This window comes from Aeromonas allosaccharophila (assembly GCF_000819685.1).
Taxonomy (GTDB): Bacteria; Pseudomonadota; Gammaproteobacteria; order Enterobacterales; family Aeromonadaceae; genus Aeromonas; species Aeromonas allosaccharophila.
In genome coordinates, this window is record NZ_CDBR01000023.1 from 49,230 (window position 1) to 69,055 (window position 19,826).

Consider the following 19,826-nt stretch of genomic DNA (forward strand, 5'->3'; position numbering starts at 1 on the left):
TTTCCATGGCAGCAACGCACAAGGCACTGATGGAGCTTATTCGCGGCATTCACAATCTCAAGCCCCGTCACCGGGGATGTGTATTGACCATTGGCAACTTTGATGGGGTTCATCAGGGTCACCATGCGGTATTGGCACGTCTCAAGGAGAAAGCGGCCCAGCTGGGATTGCCCGCCTGCGTCATGCTGTTTGAACCGCAGCCGCTGGAGCTGTTTGCCGGCACGGCGGCGCCCGCCCGGCTGAGCCGGTTGCGGGAGAAGTATGAAGCGCTGCGGGGGCTGCATATCGATCGCATGCTCTGTGTGCGCTTCAGCCATCGCTTTGCCGAGCAAGCGGCCTCGACCTTCATCGAGCAGTTGCTGGTGGAGAAGCTCGGGGTGCGCTATCTGGTGGTCGGCGACGATTTTCGCTTCGGCAAGGGGCGGGAAGGGGACTTCCACCTGCTGGAAGAGGCGGGTCATCGCTTCGGTTTCGAGGTAATCAGTACCCAGAGCTTCCAGCTCGAACGGCAGCGGGTCAGCAGCACCTTGGTGCGCGAGGCCCTCAAGGCGGGTCGGATGGCGGAAGTGGAGCTGATGCTTGGCCGCCCCTACACCATCAGCGGCCGGGTGGCCCACGGCGACAAGCTGGGGCGCACCATAGGTTTTCCCACCGCCAATCTGGCCCTCAAGCGCCAGGTGATCCCGGTCGGTGGCGTGTTTGCGGTGGAAGTGATATGTTCCGGCAAGACCTTCCCCGGTGTAGCCAATGTGGGTGTACGGCCGACCTTGAGCGGTACACAAGCCAGATTGGAGGTACATCTATTTGATTTTTATGGTGATCTATATGGTCAGCAGGTCAAGGTGCTGCTTCGCCACAAGCTGCGCGAAGAGCAGAAGTTTGCCTCTTTCATTGCCTTGAAAGAGCAGATCGAACGAGATGCCCTGGCGGCCCGAGCCTGGTTCGGGCTGCCACAATTCAATTTACCCAGCACTCTTTTAGAAAAGAAGGGAACCCAGGACTGATGAGCGACTATAAACACACCCTGAATCTTCCGGAAACCGAGTTTCCGATGCGTGGCGATCTGGCCAAGCGCGAACCCAACATGCTGAAACGTTGGTACGATCAGGATCTCTACGGCGCTATTCGCCGCGCCAAAGCGGGCAAGCCTTCTTTCATTCTGCATGATGGCCCCCCCTATGCGAACGGCAACATTCACATCGGTCACTCGGTCAACAAGATCCTCAAAGACATCATCATCAAGTCCAAGGGCCTCTCCGGTTTCGATTCCCCCTATGTGCCGGGCTGGGATTGCCACGGTCTGCCTATCGAGCTGAAAGTGGAAGGCATGGTCGGCAAGCCGGGCGAGAAGGTCTCCGCTGCCGAATTCCGCGCCGAGTGCCGCAAATACGCCAAGACCCAGATCGAAGCGCAGAAGACCGACTTCATCCGTCTGGGTGTGCTGGGCGACTGGGAACACCCCTATCTGACCATGGATTTTGGCACCGAAGCCAACATCATCCGCTCCATGGCCAAGATCGTTGAAAACGGCCACCTGCACAAAGGTTCCAAGCCGGTGCACTGGTGTACCGATTGTGGCTCCGCGCTGGCTGAAGCCGAAGTGGAGTACTACGACAAGAACTCCCCCTCCATCGATGTGCGTTTCAAAGCCGTTGACGAGGCGACCGTTGCCGCCAAGTTTGACTGCGCCGAAGGCCACACCGGCAAGGGCCCGATCTCTGCGGTGATCTGGACCACCACTCCGTGGACTCTGCCAGCCAACCGCGCCATCGCCATGCACGCCGACCTCGACTATGCGCTGGTGCAGGTTGAAGGCGAGCACCCCGAGCGTCTGATCCTGGCCGCCGAGCTGGTCAAGGATGTGATGGATCGCGCCGGTATCGAGAAGTTCCACAATCTGGGCTACGCCAAGGGTGCCGCGCTCGAGCTGCTGCGCTTCAACCATCCCTTCTACAGCTTCGACGTGCCGGTGGTGCTGGGTGATCACGTCACTCTGGATGCCGGTACCGGCGCCGTTCACACCGCCCCTGGCCACGGTCAGGAAGACTTTGTGGTCGGTCAGAAGTACGGTCTGGAAGTCGCCAACCCGGTTGGCAGCAACGGCGTGTATCTGCCAGATACCGAACTGTTTGCCGGCCAGCACGTGTTCAAGGCCAACGCCTCCGTGGTCGAAGTGCTGACCGAGCGTGGCGCCCTGCTGCATCACAAGGTGTTCAACCACTCCTACCCGCACTGCTGGCGTCACAAGACCCCGATCATCTTCCGTGCCACCCCGCAGTGGTTCATCAGCATGGAACAAAAGGGTCTGCGCCAGCGTGCGCTGGAAGAGATCGAGCGTATCGAGAAGGACGGTATCAAACAGCACGGCCAGAGCGGCTGGGTACCGGCCTGGGGTAAAAACCGTATTCAGGCGATGGTCGAGAACCGTCCTGACTGGTGTATCTCCCGTCAGCGTACCTGGGGTGTGCCTATCTCCCTGTTCGTTCACAAAGAGACCCAGGCGCTGCACCCGGAATCCGTGCGCCTGATGCACGAAGTGGCCAAGCGGGTCGAGCAGTCCGGCATCCAGGCATGGTGGGATCTGGACAAGGCCGAGCTGCTGGGTGCCGATGCCGACATGTACGACAAGGTGCCTGACACCCTGGATGTCTGGTTCGACTCCGGTTCAACCCACTCCTCCGTGGTTGATGCCCGTCCCGAGTTCAACGGCAACCCGGCCGACATGTATCTGGAAGGCTCTGATCAGCACCGCGGCTGGTTCATGTCCTCCCTGATGATCGGCGTGGCGATGAAAGACAAGGCCCCGTACAACCAGGTGCTGACTCACGGCTTCACCGTGGATGGTCAGGGTCGCAAGATGTCCAAGTCCATCGGTAACGTGGTCAGCCCGCAGGACGTGATGAACAAGCTGGGCGCCGACATCCTGCGTCTGTGGGTCGCGAGCACTGACTACACCGGTGAGATGACCGTCTCCGACGAGATCCTCAAGCGCTCCGCCGATGCTTATCGCCGTATTCGCAACACCGCCCGCTTCCTGCTGGCCAACCTGAATGGCTTCAATCCGGCGACCGACATGGTGGCGCCTGCCGACATGGTGGTGGTGGATCGCTGGGCTGTCGGTCGTGCCAAAGCGGTACAGGCCGAGATCATGGCAGCGTTCGATGAGTACAACTTCCACGGCGTGACCCAGAAGCTGATGCAGTTCTGCTCCATCGAGATGGGCTCCTTCTATCTGGACGTGATCAAGGATCGTCAGTACACCGCCAAGGCTGACAGCCTGGCCCGTCGCTCCTGCCAGACCGCGCTCTATCACATCGCCGAGGCCATGGTGCGCTGGATGGCGCCGATCATGAGCTTCACCGCCGATGAAATCTGGGCACTGCTGCCGGGTGAGCGCGGCGAGTTCGTCTTCACCGAAGAGTGGTACGACGGCCTGTTCGGTCTGGAAGCCGGTGAAACCCTCAACGACGATTTCTGGGCCGAGATCCTCACCGTGCGTGGTGAAGTGAACAAGGCGCTGGAAGTGGCCCGTGGCGAGAAGCGTATCGGCGGCTCCCTGCAGGCCGAACTGACCCTGTTCGCCAAGCCGGAGCTGGCTGCGCGCCTGAACGCCCTGGCCGATGAGCTGCGCTTCGTGCTGCTCACCTCAAAGGCCAAGGTGGTAGTGGCCGACACTGCGCCGGAAGGCTCTGTGGCGACCGAGCGTGATGACCTGTGGCTGAGCGTGGCCCAGTCTGCCGCCGCCAAGTGCGACCGCTGCTGGCACCATGTGGAAGACGTGGGCACCATCGCGGGTCACGAAGAGATCTGTGGTCGCTGTGTGACCAACGTCGAGGGTGACGGCGAAACGCGTCAATTTGCCTGATGAACATGACTCAACATAAAAGCGGCCTGCGTTGGCTGTGGCTGGCAGTGCTGGCCTTTGTACTGGACCAGGCGAGCAAGCTCGCCGTGGTCAAGTTGCTGCCATTTGGTTACCCGGGGGTGGAGATCACCCCCTTCTTCAATCTGGTTCACGTCTACAACAAGGGCGCCGCATTCAGCTTTCTGGCTGATCAGGGGGGCTGGCAGCGCTGGTTCTTCGCGGTGCTGGCGTTTGCCATCTGTGGATTGCTGATCCACTGGCTGCGCAAGCAGTCGGTGACCCAGCGTTGGAGCGGTATCGCCTATTCCCTCATCATCGGCGGCGCCCTTGGCAACGTCTTTGACCGGCTGGTGCTGGGCCATGTGGTCGATTTCCTCGACTTCTACTGGCAGCGTGCCCACTGGCCGGCATTCAACCTGGCCGACAGCTTTATCTTTATCGGGGCCGCCATGATTGTGTTGGACGGATTCCGTGGTGAGAAAAAGGAGCAGGCATGAGCCAGCAGATCACCGCTAACAGCAACGTGTTGTTCCACTTCTCCATCAAGTTGGAAGATGGTTCGGTTGCCGACAGCACGGCGCTGCACGGCAAACCGGCCCGCCTGCGGATGGGCGATGGCAGCCTGACCCCGACCTTCGAGCAGTGCCTGCTGGGCCTGTGCGAAGGGGAGAGCAAGAGCTTCACACTGGCGCCGGAGCAGGCGTTTGGCCTCTCCAATCCCGACAACATCTACCATCTCGACCGTGCCAAATTTGGCGCCGATGTGGAGCCAAAAGTTGGCACCATCATCCTGTTCGATCAGCCCAACGGCAGCGAACTGCCGGGCATTATCCGGGCGGTAGCCGGGATGTCGGTCACGGTCGATTTCAACCATCCGCTGGCCGGTCATACCGTCACCTTCGAGGTGGAGATCCTGGGCGTTGATGATGAGGAGAAGGTGCATTAATGGATATTCTGCTCGCTAACCCGCGCGGTTTTTGCGCCGGTGTCGATCGCGCCATCAGTATTGTCGAGAGCGCGCTGGAGAAGTTCGGGGCCCCCATCTATGTCCGCCACGAAGTGGTGCATAACCGCTATGTGGTGAACAAGCTGAAAGAGGCGGGTGCCGTCTTCGTCGAGGAGCTCGATGAGGTGCCGGATGACAGCATCGTCATCTTCTCTGCTCACGGTGTGGCCAAGACAGTGCGCGAGATGGCCAAGTCCCGCGCCCTCAAGGTATTTGATGCCACCTGTCCGCTGGTGACCAAGGTTCACATGGAAGTCCATCGCGCCAGTCGCAAGGGCTCCGAAGCCGTGCTTATCGGCCACGCCGGTCACCCCGAGGTGATTGGCACCATGGGGCAGTACGAGAATCGCGAAGGCGGCATGTATCTGGTGGAGACACCGGACGATGTGGCCAAACTCAAGGTGAAGAATCCGGATGACCTCTGCTTCGTCACCCAGACCACCCTGAGCGTGGATGAAACTTCTGACGTGATCGATGCACTGCGCAAGCACTTCCCCAAGATCCTGGGGCCGCGCAAAGACGATATCTGCTACGCCACCCAGAACCGTCAGGATGCGGTGCGGGAGATGGCGGGGCTGGTGGACGCCATGCTGGTAGTCGGTTCTCGCAACTCCTCCAACTCCAACCGTCTGCGCGAGCTGGCCGAGAAGGTGGGCGCCAGCGCCTATCTTATCGACGATGCGTCGATGATTGAGGCGAGCTGGCTGGATGGGGTCAAGGCGATCGGGGTCACTGCCGGTGCTTCTGCCCCCGAGGTACTGGTGCAATCCGTCATCACTCGCCTGCGCGAGCTGGGTGGCAAGGTGGTTGCCGAGCATCCCGGCCGTGAAGAGAACGTAGTCTTTGAGGTGCCGCCGGAACTGCGGATCATCTGACCCGTCTTATCCCGCCGGATACCCGTTTATTGCCAGAGCCACCTCGCAGCGAGGTGGCTTTTTATTCTCGGTTCCATCGAGTCCTTTTCGCATATTCGCAACCAGATCGCTGCGAAAATTGATGATGTAGCTCGAAGTTTTGCATTGCCGGGATTGAAACCCCAAGTGCCCGGCATAGACTGCCTGTAAGCCCTTACTCTGGCTAAACACACATGGAGTGTGTCTGTCCTCCCGGAACAAATCAGAGCGAAACAGGATGTTTTTGCGTTCAGGTTTTAGCCTTATCGAGCTTATGGTGACCATAGTGCTCGTCTCCTTGTTACTCACGTTGGGGGTTCCTGCCTTCAACGCTTTGTTGCGTACAATTTCCCTCAATACTCAGGCCAACAACTTTGTAGCCACCATCAACCTTGCCCGCTCCGAAGCCATTCGACGCAATACGGTAGTGACCCTCTCCGCCTCGTCCGATAACCTGACCCAGCACCACTGGGAGGCCGGCTGGCAGGTCTGGGTCGATAACAACGGCAACGGCATACTCGATGACGGCGAGTTGTTGCGGGATTTTCCCGATATGGAGACAGGTACCCTGAGCAGCAATACCTCCCTGCTGCGTTTCAGTAGCGAGGGTTTTCTCGATGGTCGCACACAGTTGGCTCGGGTATTTTCCCTTCGTCCGGATGGGTGTCGGGACGAGGCTGCCCGTGATATCACCGTCACTGCGGCAGGTCGCCCCTCCATTACCGAGGCTCGCTGCCCATGATGCGACAACAGGGTTTGTCACTGCTTGAAATCATGATCTCGGTGCTGGTGCTCTCCATCGGTATTCTGGGCATGGCGACTCTGCAACTGCAGGCTCTCAAGAGTAACCAGTCTGCTCTGACACGCACCGAGGCGACCCAGTACGCCTACATGATCAACGACATGATGCGGGCCAATCGCAGTGCGGCCCTGAATGGGCAATACAATGTCGAGTTGGGCGAAGCAGTCTCGGGTAGCTCCATGGCGGTGCAGGATCTGCTGCACTGGAAGCGGGTCGTGGCCGGTCTGCCCAGTGGCGATGGTGCCGTATCGGTCAGTGCCGGAAGAGCCACCATCACCATTCAGTGGGATAGCAGCCGGTTGGCGACTGACCCCGCGTCGCGCAGCATGATCCTGAGGACCGACCTATGAGCAGGATTGGTCTGCCACCACGCCAGCACGGGGTCGGCCTGGTCGAGGTGATGATCGCCCTGGTGCTCTCGCTGGTGACGGTGGGTGTCATCATTCAGGTGTTTCTCGGCAACCACAAAACCTATCTCACCGGCGAGGCCATTGCCCGGGTACGGGAAGACAGCGGGTTTGCCACCAATCTGCTGCAAAAAGAGCTGCGGATGGTGGGCTATCAGGGGTGTCTCAGCAAACAGGGGGTCAACATCACTAATACCCTCAACAACAGCACGGCACTGCCCTACAACTTTACTACCTTTCTGCGCGGTTACGACAATGTGACGGCCACCTTGCCAGCCCCTCTTTCTGCCCTCTTCACCGGCTCCGAGCCCAGACCCATGCCGGGTAGCGATGTGCTGCTGGTGCAGGGGCCTACCGGCATCGGGGGGCCCGTGGTGCGCAACAACAGCGCAGCGCAGCTGTTTGTCCAGCCTCTTTCCAGCAAGGCAGACTATTGCGGTACCGGCAAGCAGGGTTATAGCGATTTGTGCGAGGGGGATATCGTCATGGTCTCCGACTGCCAGAAGGCGAGGATCTTCCAGATCACCCAGACCCAGGTAGTGGGTGGAGGGGACGAGGTCAATATCGGTCACTCCAATGACAACAAATATACGCCCGGCAATCACACCAGCTCCTGGGGGGGCGCAAGTAGCCCGATCGAGGAGCGTTTTGGCCCAGGCTCGGTACTGAACAGGATGGAAACCCGCCTCTACTATATCGCCCGCCCCTCGGCCAGCAGCCCTTACGCTCTCTATCGCAAGAGCGGTGTGGCCACAGGCATGCCCCTTATCGAAGGGGTGGCCAATATGCAGCTCACATTCGGAGAGGATCAGAACCGGGATCGGGCGACCGATCGCTATGTAAGTGCCGCCAGCAATCCAAACTGGGACAACGTGCTGGGGATTGGAGTGCAGCTTCTGATGCGCAGTAACCAGGGCAATGTGGTGTCGGCTCCACAGGCCCTGAGCTTTGCCGGAACAACCTTCCAGGCTACCGATCGCAACTGGTACTGGGTCGCCGAAACCACAGTTGCGCTGCGCAACCGGTTACCTTGAGGAGCCCAGTCATGATGCATCGACAGCAGGGAATGGCGCTGGTGATCAGCCTGATCTTTCTGGTCATGGTAAGCCTGTTGGGCATGGCCAGCATGCGGGGGGCCCAGTTGCAGGAGAAGATGGCTGGCAACCAGAAGGAGGCGCTACAGGCATTGCAGGCGGCAGAAGCGGGCCTGCGCGCCGCTGAGCGCTATATCGAGGCTGGCAACTCGGGCCCCTATGACAACAGCGCGGGCCTGTACGAATTTATCGACACCGTGGTGGATCCTGCATCCCCTTCCACTGCCTGGCGTACCTATGCCAACAGCGGTTTGGCGGGGCGCGCTCCTGAATACTTTATCGAACGATTGCCCTATACCCAGGGGGGGAGCGAGAGTCTGGCGGTCGATGAGCCCATCAGTGAGCGTCGTCTCTATCGCATTACAGCAAGGGGATTTGGCCTCTCTGACGAGAGCCGGGTGCTGTTGCAATCGACCTATAGTCGCTAGGAGGCGGTGTATGGGCAAACTTGGTTTTGGCCTTTCAGTGATGCTCTGCTGTGCCTCGGTACAGGCAGCGCTGGATATTGCACAAGTGCCCCTCTATCTGGGAACCCGGGCCGAGCCCAATATCATGTTTACCCTGGATGATTCAGGCTCGATGCATTTTGAAATAATGCCGGAGGGATTGATCGAGAACAGTGCTCGCTATGTCTATCCCCGCGCTGACAACGTCTATGGCAGCGATGATTATGATAACCGGACGGTAACATTCGCCAGCAACAACGATCGCAATGCTTATACCCGTTCGAGCAATAACAACAACCTCTACTACAACCCGTTACTCAGTTATCGCCCCTGGGTCAAGGCCGATGGCACATTGATGGCGAACGCCAGTAAAAGTTGTGCACCACACAACCCCTTCAATACGACTGCCGGTTGCCGTGATCTAACTAAAAACAATCGCTCATGGGCTCCGCGCTACTACACAGAGTTCTCCTCTACCGACTACAACGATGACGAGACCTTCTGGCCTGCCGTCTATTTTGCCTACAAGGGAAGCGGTGATGTGCAGAAGGCGAGCAGTTATACCCGGGTCGAAATCAAGTCGGGTACTACTTATGGTGGTCGCCCCAAACGTAGTGACTGCAAGGGTGTACCCGTCTGTACCTATGAGGAGGAGATCCAGAACTTCGCCAACTGGTACACCTACTACCGCTCCCGGATCCTGGCGGCCCGTGCCGGGGTTGGCCGTGCCTTTGCCAGCCAGGGGCAGGGCCTGCGAGTGGGGTTTGCTGCCATTAACGCCAGTGGCAGTATTGTGCGTGGCGTGGCGCCTTTCTCCGGCACTGACCGCAGTGCTTTTTTCAGCGATCTCTACAGCCGTGACATTCCCGCCGCTGGTACACCGCTGCGCACTAGTCTGAAGGATGTGGGAGAGTACTTTTCCCGCACCGACAACAATGGCCCCTGGGTTGGTAGCGCAGGCAGTAACTTGCCCCATCTTACTTGCCGACAGAGCTACAACATCCTGATGACGGATGGCTATTGGAACGGCGCTACTCCATCGGTAGGGGATCCGGACAAGGATGGCTACAGTAATACCTTGGCCGACGTGGCCTACCAGTACTGGAAGACGGATCTGCGTCCTGATCTGGCAGATAAGGTACCAACCAGCACGGCAGATCCCGCCAACTGGCAGCATCTGGTCAACTTTACCGTCGGACTCGGGGTCAACGGGTCGCTCAATCCCGCCAACGGTATACCGAGCCGCTGGCCCAACCCCCATGATCCAGATGACAAGGAGTATAAAAACCCGACTTATATTCCGGAGTACAAGATCGATGATCTATGGCATGCGGCCGTCAACAGCAAAGGGAATTTCTTCAGCGCGGCAGACCCCGATACCTTTGCCGCAGCTCTGAGCAGTACCCTTGCCCAGATCGCAGCGCGCAACAGCTCTGCCAGCTCGGTAACCGCCAACGCAACCCGCCTTGACAGCAATACCCATATCTATCAGGCCCGCTACAACAGCGGCGACTGGTCGGGACAACTGGTCTCAATCCCGCTTAACAGCGATGGCTCCTTGGGGGAGATCGCCTGGGATGCCGCTACCTTGATCCCCGAGCCTTCGGCACGCAATATCTTTACCCGGCAAGGCGGAGTCGGTATCACCTTTAGTTGGGATACGCTAAATGCGACCAACCGTGCCCTGTTCAATATTGCCGGCGACAACCTTGGGGAGAGTCGCGTCGCCTATCTACGCGGTGAGCGCTCTGGTGAGCAACGCAATGGCGGTGCGTTTCGTAATCGTAGTGATCTGCTTGGAGACATCATCAATTCGGATCCCGTCTATGTGGGCAAGCGTGATTACGGTTACAGCAGCGCTGCCGGCCTGACTCAGACCGAGCGGGAGAGTTATCAGGCTTTTCTAGGCTCGACGGCGATCACCCGCCGCCCGCCCATGCTCTATGTCGGCGCCAATGACGGCATGCTGCATGGCTTTCGGGTGAGTGATGGTGTGGAAAGGCTTGGCTATCTTCCCGCCAGCCTGCTGGGGGATCTGCCTCTGTTGACCAAGCCGAATTACAGCCACCGTTATTATGTGGACGGGACCCCCAAGGTGGGCGATGCCTATCTTGGCTCCAGCTGGAAGACGATTTTGCTGGGATCGACCGGTGCCGGCGGCAAGGCGGTATTTGCCATCGATGTGACGGCACCTGACAACTTCACTGCTGACAAGATGCTGTGGGAGTTCACCAATAGCGAAATGGGGGTCGCACTGGCCGCCCCGACGCTGGTACGGGTCAAGGCCGACAACAAGTGGGTCGCGTTGGTAGCAAATGGCTACAACAGTACCAGCCAGACTGCACGGCTGTTTGTGCTGGATCTTGCGACTGGTGCCATCATCAAGGCGATCGATACCCAGGTGGGATCAGCCAGCGAGCCCAATGGTCTCTCTTCCCCCCTGCCGGTGGATGAGGATGGCGATCGGATCGTTGACTATGTCTATGCCGGCGATCTGCAGGGCAATCTCTGGAAATTCGATCTGACCGATAACAATAGCGCTCAGTGGGGAAGCGCCTTCAAGAGTGGCAACAAGCCAACGCCGCTGTTTCAGGCCTGCAATGGTACATGCTCGGCCACTACGCGCCAGCCTATAACCATGCGCCCGTTGGCGATCCGCCATCCCAAGGGAGGCATCATGGTGTTGATGGGCACTGGCAGCTATTTCACCAATGATGACAAGCTGTTACCGACCAATCCCAGGCTGGATGCCGTCTACGGCATCTGGGATACGGGGGCTACCGTGCTTAGTAGCCAGCTGTTGCAGCAGAGCATCACCCATGAGTTCGTGGCCAACGGCACCACCATCAAGTTCAATGTTCGAGTGGTCTCCAGCCGGGATGTCAATTACACCAGCCAGAAGGGCTGGTATCTGGTGTTGAAATCACCCGGACTGAGCAAGGGGGTCGGGGAGCGGGCCGTCTCCGAGATGCTGTATCGCCACAAACGGCTCATCTTTAACACCCTGATACCCTCGGCAGATGCCTGTGATTTTGGTGGTCGATCCTGGTTGATGGAGCTGAACCCCATCTCTGGGGCTCGCCTGACCTACTCGGTATTCGACGTCAATGGCGATGGAGCGGTCAATGATGATGACTACGTCGCGATCAAAGATGATGCCGGCAACGACATCAAGGTCCCTGTGAGTGGGAAGCAGTTTGATGAGCTCACCACGACGCCCAGCGTGGTGGAGGATGCCGAAATGGAGCGCAAATATATCAGTGGCTCCAGCGGCAATATCTCTGTCACGTTAGAAGAGGGGGCGGGCGATCTGGGTGGTCGTCAGTCCTGGTTGCAACTTGAGTAGAGGCTGGCATGGAACGTGGGTTTACCCTGATTGAGTTGATGATAGTGGTTGTGGTGGTCGCCATTCTGGCCGCGATCGCATATCCCAGTTACAACAACTACATGGCAGTTGCCAAGCGAGCCGAGGCCAAGGCGGCCCTGCTGGAGGCTGCGCAATATCTGGAGCGGGAGTTTACTGCCAATGGCAATTACGACGCTGGCAACCTGGCATCTGCCGGCTTGGCCACCTTGCCGAGGGATGGTGGTGCTGCCTATTACAATCTGGCACTCAACGCCAGTGGCGGGCGCTATACCCTGACGGCGATACCGACCGGGGTGATGAATGGAGACCCCTGTGGTCTGTTAATACTGAACGAAGCTGGCCAGCAGGGGGTATCAATGGCGAGCATGACGGCAGCAGATTGCTGGTAGCCTACTTCCAGCAATCGGCAGGTGTCTTGGTGTCAGCCTTGTTGATGGTCAGGGTATCACAGGCAGTATTGCCTGCCTTGTCGCCGATCTGAGCCCCCTTGCTGGTGGCAATCAGGGTGTAGGTAGTTGCGCTGGCCCCGGAAATGGAGAAGGTATAGTAATCGCTGGCCGGACTGCCCACCTGGTTTAGGTTGGAGCTGTAGGTGGTGTTGGAGATCCGGAACTCCTCCTGTTTGAGTTGCATGCTGAGCAACCCCTTGAACGCCTCGGCTCGGCGGGACTTGCGTAGCCCATCGGTGAAACTGGGATAAGCAATGGACGCAATGATAGCCACGATGGCGATGACGACCATCAGTTCCAGCAGAGTGATACCAGATTGTTTGATTCTCATGAGCAGCATGATTTGTGAAAGAGGTTGATACTATAGGATAGTACTGACAGAACGTTCTACTGGCATGCAAAAAGAAAGGAGTCTTGAGCTGATGGACAGTACAGAGGGCAGATCCGCCGGTTTTACCCTGATAGAGCTGATGGTTGCCCTGGCCTTGGTCGCCCTGTTACTGACCGTGGCCATCCCCAGTTACCAGTCATTGCGCCAGGAACAGATGGTCAAGGCGGCCACTATGGCGGTCTATACCGACATGATGTTGCTCAAGTCGGAGGCGCTTAAGCGTCATCGTAATCTGCAACTGATCTTGTTTAACAGTGGTGATGACAACTGGTGCTATCGCATCAGCATTGACGGTAACTGCAACAGTTGCAGTGACGCATGCTCCAGTATAGAGGGTCGCAAGGGGGTTGATGCCGGGGAGTTTCCGGGAATCCTATTGACCGCGACCTATAGCGAGTCAGCCGCTCAGGTCCGTCCAATCAGTTTCTCACCCCGCCGTGGCACCTTGCCAAGCGGTAATATCACCATAAGTTCATCCGATACCAGCATGCGGGTGGTGACCAACAATCTTGGGCGAGTTCGCACCTGTGCCGTGAGCAATCTGGTCGGGGAGGTTGCATGCGACTGAGAGTGCGGGGATTCAATCTGGTTGAACTGATGGTTGCCATGGTGGCGGGCTTGCTGCTGGTGGCCGCAGTCATTTCGCTGTTTGCCACCATTCTCAAGGCCAACCATACCGCCATGCAGACCAGCCGCTTGAATCAGGAGATCCAGCTGCTGACAGACATGATGGCTCGTGACATACAGCGAGCGGGATATGATGCAAGTTCTACCCAGTTTCTTGGTGCACCTTCCGGTAGTCGATCCAGCTTCTATTTTGATACTGCATTAGATCTGATGAGTGAAACGGCCACCGGTTCCGGGCTGTATACCTGTATCAGGGTGCGTTATGACAATGACGACAACGGAGTGCTGAATGCAGACGATTCTCTTGTTTACAGCTATAGCAGCGGTGATAAGGGGATCAAGCAAGGCCCCGGAGGGACCACATGTGGCAACGGCAGCCTTATCTCCACCGACAATACCATCGAAATCACTAACTTGACCTTCAGATTGCTGCCAAGCAGTCAGGCCAGCGGTGCCCGAGCCATCCAGCTGGCGGTCAGCGGGCGCTTCAAGTCCGCACCGACACTGACATTGAACCTGCAGCGGGATATCAAGCTGCGCAACGACGGGTATTGATGCCATGAAACGTCATGCCGGTTTTACCACGTTTACTATCACTCTGTTGCTGGTCTTGATCCTGCTTGGTATCTCCTTGCTGGTTGGCAAGCTGCTGGTGGCTGATCGCCGGGTCACTCTCAATGAAGTGCTCTATAGGCAAGCGATGGCGATGGCCGAGCAGGGATTGGCCGATGCCTTGGGCCGTTTGACGCTGGATCCCGGCTGGCGTACCAGCGGCGCAACCACAACAATGACCACGGGCAGTTACACACTTTCGTCTTTTGATGATGCCGCTATTACGGTTGGATCTGTGGTGGTCACTCCGGTCAGGGTGCGTTCTCAGGCAACATTGAGCAGCGATCAGGCCGAAGCTGCCGTCGAAACCAAGGTGGTGCGCTTCAGTGTGCTGGCTGGGTCACCTGCAGCCCCCTTGACCGTAGCCGGTGGCATGGCCGTGGGAGGCAACTTCACCATAGTGGCCAATCCCAATGGTGGTGGGTTGGGGGTGCCGCTCTCCGTCTGGACCAGCGGCAACGTCGATTTGATAACAGGAACGGGACAAACCTGCCATCAGGGCGATTACAGTGGGGGCTGCTCGGCCAATATCAGCCAGCAAGGAGACAAGCAGTCGGATATAAAGGACAACGACCCCGCCTTTCCAACCGATCTGGTCTGGTATCTGTTCAATGAGAAGGATGATGCGACAGGTTGGGCCAATCTGGAGGCCAGAGCCACCCAGCGGTTGACTGATTGCAGCTCCCTTGGCCCCACCTCTACCGGGCTTATCATTGTGGATGGTGACTGCAAACCATCTGCCAATGTAGGGTCGGCAGCGTCACCAGTCATTCTGATCGTGCGCAATGGGAACTTGGCGGTAAACGGCAATACAGTGTTGTACGGGTTGGTGTTTGCATATTCATCCGATCCTGCCGCCGCGACAACGGATGTGAAACTGAACGGTGGCGCTATAGTGCATGGCGCTATGGTGTCAAATTATCAGTTGGGTAACTCGAATGGCACCTATGATGCGAAGTTTGATGCTAACGTATTGAGCAATATTTCGAACGGTGCTTCTTTCCAGATAGTCAATCAGGTGCCCGGTAGCTGGCGGGACTGGTAGAGGAAGATGATGATGAAGAGGCAAAAAGGATTTGGCCTGCTGGAGATTCTGATCACGTTGGTGGTGCTCGGTATAGGGATTGTCGGCTTGGTGGCTATGTCGAAATCGGCGCTGAAAGTATCCCAGGATGGTCGTCGTTACGAGACCGCAATGCGCTTGGCAGAGTCAAAACTTGATGAGTTTCGCAACTTCAACGGGGTGGTCACGGCAACGGCACCCTTGACCGCGTATAACCAGATAGCCTCGGCCAGCGCGGCTGTCACGCTGGCTGGGGAGCCCTACGCGGTGAGTTGGACTGTGACCAATCAGTATCTTAATGGCACCAGCTGGCAGAACGTGGCGCCGTCAGGTTATCGTCTGGGTTATCCGGGGCGAAAGAGTATCACTGTCACTGTTGGTTGGTCTGACAATGAGGGGGTATCACGTTCGCTGCAGCTGGTTGGTAGCGTATCGCCTATGGAGTCGTTGAGTTCAGACCAGCTGAACGGCGGTTTGAACGCCGCCAGGCAAGGGCCCAAAGTCAACTATACGCCAGGGGTTGCGCCAGACGTCATTTCGGTTGAGCTGGGAGATGGTAACAAGCAGGAAACCAGCAAACCGCTGCCTACAGTGACATCCAAAGATGGGCAGGTTGGGAAACTGGTTCAGTTCGAGACGGTGACCTACAAACCGATGGCGGGGGGAAATACCCAGCAGGTATTGCAGGACATGGCCTCTGTATCCTGCTCATGTAAATATGATTCCACCCAGTCAGCCTATCTGCCTGGGCAGGTTTACAGCTCGGCGAGCAATCAGCTCTATTGGAAAGCCGGGACCATGGTGAGCAAACAGACCGGCACGCTGGATAGCAGCGTGAGTGGCCAGCCTGCGCTGTGCTCGAGTTGTTGCAAGGATCACTTTGATGGTAGCGAAGCCGGTTTCGCTAACTTTTATGCACCGCTCAATACCAGCCGGGTCAGGTACACCAGCGTCCTGAATGTAGCCAACAGCGGCCTGTATGTGGATGCCTGCCGTTTTGTGCGGCTGGATGGTTCTTACCGACCCTTGCCTGACTGGAACCTGGTCAAGGTGGTGGTCACTACGGCAGATTTTCTGGCCAAACCGGCCAATCAGGCAAGCTATCAAAAGTACATCAAGTATGTCGTCAAGACTTATATTGACTGGCAAAAATCAAACCTGAATTGGGTTAAGGGGGCCTCTGCTGCGTTGCCGACCATCATTGACTTCCCTGTTTGGTTAGCGTCTAACGCTGAAGAGAATGGGGATTTAACAACCGGGATTACAGTCAATACCGGAACGGCACAGCTTATTGCGCGAGGCATCTATGTGGATGTGCTGGATCCCGTTTATTTAGCCAATATCGATACCAGCGCAGTGGATTATCTGACCAAAATACCGTTTCAGGACATCAACCTGACCATGCTGGCTGAGTGGTCCATGGGGCCGCTTTCCCTCCTGACTGGCAGCGCCACCGATTATGCGGTGGTCACCAACGAGCCCGTGAAAACCGTCGTCGATCTCAACAACTACTATTTCGGCAGTTACAGTCGCGGTTATATGACAGCGAAGAAGTCGACCAGGGACGGTAGTCAGACTCTCCGTGACGTCATCGTCAGGGTCACTGCCTATCAGGGCAACTCCGGCATTACTGCCTCGCTGATCTCGCCTCGGGATCAGTCATTGGCGCTCAGTGCCGACATGCAGGTCAAAATTGATATCGGGCTACAACCGTCTGCAACCATGAAGGTCAGTGGGCGGATACAGTGTCTTGAACGTGGCAAGGGGAACAACAATCCGCCACCAGAGGCGTGTGGCAAAAATGCCTTCAATAACTTGAGTATCAGCACTTCCAACTCGGGGGCTACCTGCCGTATTGACAAACCGCAGGCGAATAACCAGCCCGCAGCTTATCTGTGTGAAGCGCCGGAGAATTCGACGCTGGTCATCAATCTCTCCTACGCCAACCAGGGCAGCACCGTCTATATGTTGCAGCCAGCCTCTTTCAGCGTACAGATGACGCCCCAGCCCAACAATCAGGTGCTGAGCGGTCCTTGCTCACTGTTGGTGGACAACGGGGTGACCAACGCGACCAGCTTGACTTGTACCCCTTGAGCCCGAGGCGCTGGCACAGCCAGCGCCTTTTCTTTATCATTCCCCATCATTTTTGATTTTAAGATGCATCGCCATGGCAAAAGCCCTCTCTCTGATGCTTGCCCAGTTGAATCTGACGGTAGGCGCCATCGAAGATAACACTGACAAAGTGCTCGCTGCGGCGGCTCAGGCCGAGCAGCAAGGCGCAGATCTGCTGGTCTGCTCCGAGCTGGCCCTGACCGGCTATCCGCCGGAAGATCTGCTGTTGCGTGCCGATCTGATGATCCGGGTTGATGCCGCGCTGGCCCGCATTGCGGCATGGCAGGGGGCTTGCGCCATTCTGGTGGGTCACCCCTGGCGTGAAGGGGAGGCGCTCTACAATGCGGCTTCCCTCTATGAGCACGGCAAGCTGGTTGCACGCTACTTCAAACAGGACTTGCCCAACTACGGGGTATTCGACGAGAAGCGCTACTTCACCGCGGCAACCGAGACCTGTGTGGTCCCCTTCCGTGGTCATCAGCTGGGATTGCTCATCTGCGAAGATCTGTGGCAGCCGGGCCCGGCGCTGGCCGCCAAGGCGGCGGGAGCTGAGTTGCTGCTCACCATCAATGCGTCGCCCTACGATCAGGAGAAACCCTGGATCCGCCGCGAACTGATGATGGAGCGCTGCGATCAGACTGATCTGCCGCTGGTCTACCTCAATCAGGTATGCGGTCAGGATGAGCTGATTTTCGACGGCTGCTCCAAGGTGTTCAACAGCCAGGGCGAGCTGACCCACAAATTGGCACCGTTTGCCGAAGAGCTGGCGCTGGTGCGTTTTGCCGATGGTCAACCGGTGAAAGAGCGGGAACCGGCTGCGCCGCTCGAGCCGTTGGCCGAGACCTATCAGGCGCTGGTGCTGGCGGTGCGCGACTATGTCACCAAAAACGGCTTCCAGGGCGCCGTGCTGGGTCTCTCCGGTGGGATCGACTCGGCGCTGACGCTCGCCATCGCGGCCGATGCCATCGGTGCCGACAAGGTGCAGGCGGTGATGATGCCGTTCCGCTATACCGCTCAGATGAGTGTGGAAGATGCCAAGGAGCAGGCCGAGCGGATGGGGGTTGAGTTCAACATCATCTCCATCGAGCCGATGTTCGAAGGCTTTATGACCCAGCTGGCGCCGCTGTTTGAAGGTACTGCCCGCGATACTACCGAAGAGAACCTGCAGGCACGCTGCCGTGGGGTGCTGTTGATGGCGCTCTCCAACAAGCGTCGTCGCATCGTGCTGACCACCGGCAACAAGAGCGAAATGGCGGTCGGCTATGCCACGCTGTACGGTGACATGGCGGGCGGTTTTGACGTGTTGAAAGATGTGCCCAAGACGCTGGTGTTCAAGTTGTGCGAATATCGCAACTCGGTCGACTACGTGATCCCGCAGCGGGTTATCGACCGCCCGCCTTCAGCAGAGCTGGCGCCGGATCAGGTGGATCAGGACAGTCTGCCGCCGTACGACATCCTCGATGCCATCCTCAAGCGCTATGTGGAAGAGGATGCCTCGGTCGCCGATATGGTGGCGGAGGGCTTCGAAGAGGCAGTGGTACGCAAGGTGATCCGGCTGGTGGATCTCAACGAATACAAGCGCCGTCAGGCTGCGGTCGGGCCCCGTATTACGGCTCGCAACTTTGGTAAGGATCGCCGTTACCCCATTACATCCGGGTTCGGCAAACAGAACTGGTAAGGAGTCACCATGAAGAAGATTGAAGCCATCATCAAACCGTTCAAGCTGGACGATGTGCGCGAGGCCCTGGCCGAGATCGGCATCAACGGCATGACCGTATCCGAAGTCAAAGGCTTCGGCCGCCAGAAGGGCCATACCGAGCTTTATCGCGGTGCCGAATATATGGTCGACTTCCTGCCGAAAGTGAAGGTGGAGCTGGTGGTGCAGGACGAGGATCTCGACGCCTGTCTGGAAGCGATCCAGAACACCGCCCGCACAGGCAAGATTGGTGATGGCAAGATCTTCGTCTGCGAGGTGGAGCGCGTCATTCGTATCCGTACCGGCGAAGAGAACGAAGACGCGATTTGACCTTGGCGATCTCTTTACCTGACCAGAGGCGCGAAGCGCGGCCTCATTTGATAGGGTGGATGCGCTTCGTGGTGGTGGCCAGCCTGTTGGCGGGCCTGACCGCCTGCAGTACCCGACCACCTGCTCAGCCGGAGAATCTGTGCCAGATCTTTCGCGAGAAGCCGGAGTGGCACAAGGCCGCGCTCAAGATGAACGAGAAGTGGGGGACGCCGATCCATGTGGTGATGGCCATGATGTATCAGGAGTCCTCTTACGTAGATGATGCCCAGCCGCCGATGGAGTATTTCCTCTTCATCCCGACCGGGCGGGCCAGTTCGGCTTATGGTTATGCTCAGGTCAAAGATGAAACTTGGGCAGACTACCAGCGGGAAACCGGCAACAGCTGGAGTGACCGCGATGACTTTGCCGACGCCATCGATTTTATGGGTTGGTACACTAACAAAGCCCAGCGGCTCAATGGCACCTCCAAGTGGGATGCCTATGGCCAGTACCTCAACTATCACGAAGGGTGGGGTGGCTACCGGCGTGGCAGCTATCGCAGCAAGGGGTGGTTGATGAAGACCTCTCGCAAGGTGGAAGCTCGCGCCCAGCGCTACGGCGCCCAGTACCGTCAATGCAAGGATCAGCTCTCCCGTGGGGGCTGGTTCTGGTAACCAAATCAGGAGT

At 57.8% G+C, this 19,826-nt stretch carries 19 protein-coding genes; 18 read left to right on the forward strand and 1 reads right to left on the reverse strand.

Annotated elements, in window-relative coordinates; translation table 11 throughout:
* Positions 1 to 29 precede the first annotated feature (29 nt).
* The 11 genes from ribF (at position 30) to tppA (ending at position 12,269) form a co-directional block, all read left to right on the forward strand.
* The gene (ribF, locus tag BN1115_RS04675) at positions 30 to 1,004 is read left to right on the forward strand and encodes a bifunctional riboflavin kinase/FAD synthetase (RefSeq protein WP_042656261.1); all 975 of its coding nucleotides are present in this window, start codon (positions 30 to 32) and stop codon (positions 1,002 to 1,004) included.
* Positions 1,004 to 3,865: an isoleucine--tRNA ligase gene (gene ileS, locus BN1115_RS04680; RefSeq protein ID WP_042656262.1), complete on the forward strand. Its 2,862-nt coding sequence runs from the start codon at positions 1,004 to 1,006 to the stop codon at positions 3,863 to 3,865. The genes ribF and ileS overlap by 1 nt, the downstream gene beginning before the upstream one ends.
* The gene (gene lspA / locus BN1115_RS04685; RefSeq protein WP_005340447.1) at positions 3,865 to 4,362 is read left to right on the forward strand and encodes a signal peptidase II; all 498 of its coding nucleotides are present in this window, start codon (positions 3,865 to 3,867) and stop codon (positions 4,360 to 4,362) included. The genes ileS and lspA overlap by 1 nt, the downstream gene beginning before the upstream one ends.
* Positions 4,359 to 4,811: an FKBP-type peptidyl-prolyl cis-trans isomerase gene (fkpB, locus tag BN1115_RS04690; RefSeq protein ID WP_042656263.1), complete on the forward strand. Its 453-nt coding sequence runs from the start codon at positions 4,359 to 4,361 to the stop codon at positions 4,809 to 4,811. The genes lspA and fkpB overlap by 4 nt, the downstream gene beginning before the upstream one ends.
* Positions 4,811 to 5,746, forward strand: coding sequence for a 4-hydroxy-3-methylbut-2-enyl diphosphate reductase (ispH, locus tag BN1115_RS04695; RefSeq protein WP_042656264.1), 936 nt, complete (start codon positions 4,811 to 4,813; stop codon positions 5,744 to 5,746). Before fkpB ends, ispH begins: the two co-directional genes overlap by 1 nt.
* A 256-nt stretch (positions 5,747 to 6,002) precedes the next feature.
* Positions 6,003 to 6,506 (forward strand): GspH/FimT family pseudopilin, encoded by a 504-nt coding sequence (locus tag BN1115_RS04700; protein ID WP_042656265.1) that lies wholly within the window; start codon positions 6,003 to 6,005, stop codon positions 6,504 to 6,506.
* Positions 6,503 to 6,916 (forward strand): type IV pilus modification protein PilV, encoded by a 414-nt coding sequence (gene pilV, locus BN1115_RS04705; protein ID WP_042656266.1) that lies wholly within the window; start codon positions 6,503 to 6,505, stop codon positions 6,914 to 6,916. The genes BN1115_RS04700 and pilV overlap by 4 nt, the downstream gene beginning before the upstream one ends.
* Entirely contained in the window at positions 6,913 to 8,007 is a 1,095-nt protein-coding gene (locus tag BN1115_RS04710) for a PilW family protein (protein WP_042656267.1), read from the forward strand. The genes pilV and BN1115_RS04710 overlap by 4 nt, the downstream gene beginning before the upstream one ends.
* Before the next feature lie 11 nt (positions 8,008 to 8,018).
* Positions 8,019 to 8,495, forward strand: coding sequence for a pilus assembly PilX family protein (locus tag BN1115_RS04715; RefSeq protein WP_128821492.1), 477 nt, complete (start codon positions 8,019 to 8,021; stop codon positions 8,493 to 8,495).
* A gap of 10 nt (positions 8,496 to 8,505) precedes the next feature.
* Positions 8,506 to 11,859: a pilus assembly protein gene (locus BN1115_RS04720; protein ID WP_042656268.1), complete on the forward strand. Its 3,354-nt coding sequence runs from the start codon at positions 8,506 to 8,508 to the stop codon at positions 11,857 to 11,859.
* Between the two features lie 8 nt (positions 11,860 to 11,867).
* Positions 11,868 to 12,269 (forward strand): type IVa pilus pseudopilin TppA, encoded by a 402-nt coding sequence (tppA, locus tag BN1115_RS04725; RefSeq protein ID WP_042656269.1) that lies wholly within the window; start codon positions 11,868 to 11,870, stop codon positions 12,267 to 12,269.
* A gap of 1 nt (position 12,270) precedes the next feature.
* Here the strand turns inward: tppA and BN1115_RS04730 are convergent, their stop codons facing one another.
* The gene (locus BN1115_RS04730) at positions 12,271 to 12,660 is read right to left on the reverse strand and encodes a type IV pilin protein (RefSeq protein WP_042656341.1); all 390 of its coding nucleotides are present in this window, start codon (positions 12,658 to 12,660) and stop codon (positions 12,271 to 12,273) included.
* Between the two features lie 91 nt (positions 12,661 to 12,751).
* Here BN1115_RS04730 and BN1115_RS04735 point away from each other — a divergent pair, with 91 nt between their 5' ends.
* From BN1115_RS04735 to BN1115_RS04765, 7 genes are all read left to right on the forward strand, one after another.
* Positions 12,752 to 13,288: a GspH/FimT family pseudopilin gene (locus tag BN1115_RS04735; protein WP_042656270.1), complete on the forward strand. Its 537-nt coding sequence runs from the start codon at positions 12,752 to 12,754 to the stop codon at positions 13,286 to 13,288.
* Positions 13,279 to 13,902, forward strand: a complete 624-nt coding sequence (locus BN1115_RS04740; protein ID WP_082034795.1) for a PilW family protein — start codon at positions 13,279 to 13,281, stop codon at positions 13,900 to 13,902. Before BN1115_RS04735 ends, BN1115_RS04740 begins: the two co-directional genes overlap by 10 nt.
* Before the next feature lie 4 nt (positions 13,903 to 13,906).
* On the forward strand, positions 13,907 to 15,004 hold the full coding sequence (locus tag BN1115_RS04745) for a PilX N-terminal domain-containing pilus assembly protein (protein WP_042656271.1): 1,098 nt from the start codon (positions 13,907 to 13,909) through the stop codon (positions 15,002 to 15,004).
* Between the two features lie 12 nt (positions 15,005 to 15,016).
* Positions 15,017 to 17,116: a type IV pilus modification PilV family protein gene (locus BN1115_RS04750; RefSeq protein WP_042656272.1), complete on the forward strand. Its 2,100-nt coding sequence runs from the start codon at positions 15,017 to 15,019 to the stop codon at positions 17,114 to 17,116.
* Positions 17,117 to 17,189: 73 nt separating this feature from the next.
* Positions 17,190 to 18,812 carry an NAD+ synthase gene (locus tag BN1115_RS04755; protein ID WP_042656273.1) on the forward strand — a complete coding sequence of 541 codons (1,623 nt, stop codon included), beginning with the start codon at positions 17,190 to 17,192 and terminating at the stop codon, positions 18,810 to 18,812.
* A 9-nt stretch (positions 18,813 to 18,821) separates the two neighbouring features.
* Complete coding sequence (glnB, locus tag BN1115_RS04760) at positions 18,822 to 19,160, forward strand: nitrogen regulatory protein P-II (protein ID WP_005308848.1); 339 nt, start codon at positions 18,822 to 18,824, stop codon at positions 19,158 to 19,160.
* A 59-nt stretch (positions 19,161 to 19,219) separates the two neighbouring features.
* Entirely contained in the window at positions 19,220 to 19,813 is a 594-nt protein-coding gene (locus BN1115_RS04765) for a transglycosylase SLT domain-containing protein (RefSeq protein ID WP_042656274.1), read from the forward strand.
* Positions 19,814 to 19,826: the final 13 nt, after the last annotated feature.

Excerpts from the sequence above, each read along its gene's own strand:
- lspA (WP_005340447.1), top strand. The coding sequence starts at position 3,865 with ATGAACATGACTCAACATAAAAGCGGCCTGCGTTGGCTGTGGCTGGCA.
- fkpB (WP_042656263.1), top strand. The coding sequence starts at position 4,359 with ATGAGCCAGCAGATCACCGCTAACAGCAACGTGTTGTTCCACTTCTCC.
- BN1115_RS04740 (WP_082034795.1), top strand. The coding sequence starts at position 13,279 with ATGCGACTGAGAGTGCGGGGATTCAATCTGGTTGAACTGATGGTTGCC.
- BN1115_RS04735 (WP_042656270.1), top strand. The coding sequence starts at position 12,752 with ATGGACAGTACAGAGGGCAGATCCGCCGGTTTTACCCTGATAGAGCTG.
- BN1115_RS04755 (WP_042656273.1), top strand. The coding sequence starts at position 17,190 with ATGGCAAAAGCCCTCTCTCTGATGCTTGCCCAGTTGAATCTGACGGTA.
- ribF (WP_042656261.1), top strand. The coding sequence starts at position 30 with ATGGAGCTTATTCGCGGCATTCACAATCTCAAGCCCCGTCACCGGGGA.
- ileS (WP_042656262.1), top strand. The coding sequence starts at position 1,004 with ATGAGCGACTATAAACACACCCTGAATCTTCCGGAAACCGAGTTTCCG.
- ispH (WP_042656264.1), top strand. The coding sequence starts at position 4,811 with ATGGATATTCTGCTCGCTAACCCGCGCGGTTTTTGCGCCGGTGTCGAT.
- BN1115_RS04750 (WP_042656272.1), top strand. The coding sequence starts at position 15,017 with ATGAAGAGGCAAAAAGGATTTGGCCTGCTGGAGATTCTGATCACGTTG.
- tppA (WP_042656269.1), top strand. The coding sequence starts at position 11,868 with ATGGAACGTGGGTTTACCCTGATTGAGTTGATGATAGTGGTTGTGGTG.
- BN1115_RS04715 (WP_128821492.1), top strand. The coding sequence starts at position 8,019 with ATGATGCATCGACAGCAGGGAATGGCGCTGGTGATCAGCCTGATCTTT.
- BN1115_RS04700 (WP_042656265.1), top strand. The coding sequence starts at position 6,003 with ATGTTTTTGCGTTCAGGTTTTAGCCTTATCGAGCTTATGGTGACCATA.
- BN1115_RS04720 (WP_042656268.1), top strand. The coding sequence starts at position 8,506 with ATGGGCAAACTTGGTTTTGGCCTTTCAGTGATGCTCTGCTGTGCCTCG.
- BN1115_RS04745 (WP_042656271.1), top strand. The coding sequence starts at position 13,907 with ATGAAACGTCATGCCGGTTTTACCACGTTTACTATCACTCTGTTGCTG.
- BN1115_RS04765 (WP_042656274.1), top strand. The coding sequence starts at position 19,220 with ATGCGCTTCGTGGTGGTGGCCAGCCTGTTGGCGGGCCTGACCGCCTGC.
- pilV (WP_042656266.1), top strand. The coding sequence starts at position 6,503 with ATGATGCGACAACAGGGTTTGTCACTGCTTGAAATCATGATCTCGGTG.
- BN1115_RS04710 (WP_042656267.1), top strand. The coding sequence starts at position 6,913 with ATGAGCAGGATTGGTCTGCCACCACGCCAGCACGGGGTCGGCCTGGTC.
- BN1115_RS04730 (WP_042656341.1), bottom strand. The coding sequence starts at position 12,660 with ATGAGAATCAAACAATCTGGTATCACTCTGCTGGAACTGATGGTCGTC.
- glnB (WP_005308848.1), top strand. The coding sequence starts at position 18,822 with ATGAAGAAGATTGAAGCCATCATCAAACCGTTCAAGCTGGACGATGTG.